The following is a 1,952-nucleotide window of genomic DNA, read 5'->3' as shown; positions in this document are numbered from 1 at the left end:
CGTGACAAGACAGAAACAGACTTTGCCATCCACTACATTACCGATTTACGTCCGGCGGACGGCGACACGTGTCGCACGGGTTGGTTGTATTTGGCCGCGATCCTGGATCTGGCAAGCCGGCGCATCGTCGGCTGGTCGATGTCCGAGCGAATCAACGCGGATCTGGTCTGCCAGGCCTTGCGCAGCGCGTGCTGGCAACGCAAGCCGCCACCTGGATTGCTGCTGCACTCCGATCGCGGTAGTCAATATGCAAGCCGGAAATTCCGTCAGCGCCTCTGGCGCTATCGGATACAGCAGAGCATGAGCCGTCGAGGAAATTGTTGGGACAACTCCCCGATGGAGAGGCTGTTCCGCAGCTTCAAGACCGAATGGCTACCGTCAGTGGGCTACATGTCGGCGCAGGAGGCACACCGGGACATCAGCCACTACCTGATGCACCGGTACAACTGGATACGGCCGCATCAGTTCAATGACGGACTGGCGCCGGCGGTTGCGGAAGAAAAACTTAACGCAGTGTCCGGGATTAGTTGACCACTACATTTCAGGACGGGCACTGCGGTCAGTACTGGTCCGTGAGGAGCGTGCTTGAGCCCGACGCGTTCGAAGCGGGTGCGATCTATCACCTGCGCGAGCCGAACCTGAATCAGAAGATTTACGGTCTACCGGAATACCTGTCGGCGCTTAACTCGACATGGCTGAACGAACGCGCGACGCTGTTCCGCTGGCGCTACTACAAGAACGTCTACATGACTGACCCGGCCGACAAGCACGAAGACGTTGACAAATCCTAAGGTTATCCTCGTTTCCGGAGGAATGAAAGGTAATCGTCGGGTATTGTGACATCCATTCTATGTTTCGGGAGGCTGTCATGCCCCGCATTCCCAGCGCGCTGCCTTTCTCAACGGTGTCGACTCATCATTCAACTGAGGTTGACAACAACGCAACATTGCGCAACTTTAGGGTCCAGTGTGATTCCGGCCACGGGTTCCGGGCATCTTTTCGGACTGCCATCTCAAGTATTTTTAAATTTCTCGATTCCCATCTGAGTTGCTCCTCGGAAGCAGGTAATGTCCCGCACGCAGGATTGGCAGCGTCGGCCAAGGCGCGTGCCGATACCGTTCCCACGCTTCAGGGATCCATTCGGGTGCCGCCACGTCCAGCTAGTCGGCCGCCAGATGGCTTGGCTAATCAGCAGCCGGATGGGTTAGCCAATCAGCCGTCTGAAATAATACGGCTAATCGCGAAGAGATTGAAGGCTAACGACCTCAAGTCGTTAGCCTTGGCGGGTTCCAAGCATATCACTGAGACTACCAAGGACGAGCGCAATTCCAGCGTGGTCATCGCATTCGCCGACGCAATCAAATCGGGTTCGAAAAACTGCTGCACGTCGCAGCTTCGGCTGATGCTTGCCAAGGTTGAGACGCTGCCGGCGGCGGAGCGGGGCGTGCCGCTGGCCGAACTCGCCAGCGTGCTCTACCACCTTCCGCGGGTCCAGCGCGACGCGGCCTTCACGGTTCTGTTGACCGCGATCAAGGCGCTACCGGAAGAACAACGGGGCGAGCCGCTGGCCCGACTTGCCGGCGATCTTGGGTCGCTTCCGGAAGCCCGGCACGACGCGGCCTTCACGGTTCTGTTGACCGCGATCAAGGCGCTACCGGAAGCACAACGGGGCGAGCCGCTGGCCAAACTCGCCGGCGTGCTCTGCCAGCTTTCGCAGGCCCCGCGCGAGGCGGCCTTCCCGACTCTGTTGGCCGCGATCAAGGCGATACCGGAAGAACAACGGGGCGAGCCGCTGGCCATGCTCGCCAGCGCGATCTACTACCTTCCGCTCGCCCAGCGCGAGGCGGCCTTCACGGCTCTGTTTGCAGCGATCACGGCGATACCGGAAGAACAACGGGGCGAGCCGCTGGCCATGCTCGCCAGCGCGATCTACTACCTTCCGCTCGCCCAGC

2 protein-coding genes and 1 pseudogene are annotated in these 1,952 nt (G+C 59.8%); all 3 read left to right on the top strand.

The genetic code is table 11. From position 1 onward, the window contains the following. Positions 1-531, top strand: a 531-nt coding sequence (locus DID99_RS36435) for an IS3 family transposase (RefSeq protein ID WP_260444794.1), incomplete at its 5' end; no start/stop codon positions are given. 29 nt (positions 532-560) lie between these two features. Continuing rightward, positions 561-782: pseudogene (locus DID99_RS36430) on the top strand (Presumed portal vertex protein); the annotation flags it as partial. A 467-nt stretch (positions 783-1,249) separates the two neighbouring features. Beyond that, positions 1,250-1,952 (top strand): hypothetical protein (locus DID99_RS36425; protein WP_148094709.1); only part of this gene is annotated, 703 nt, incomplete at its 3' end.

Source organism: Burkholderia sp. Bp8986 (assembly GCF_003854225.1).
Classification (GTDB): domain Bacteria; phylum Pseudomonadota; class Gammaproteobacteria; order Burkholderiales; family Burkholderiaceae; genus Burkholderia.
The sequence above is the reverse complement of the archived record's forward strand: the minus strand, read 5'-3'. Positions and strand labels throughout refer to the sequence as shown.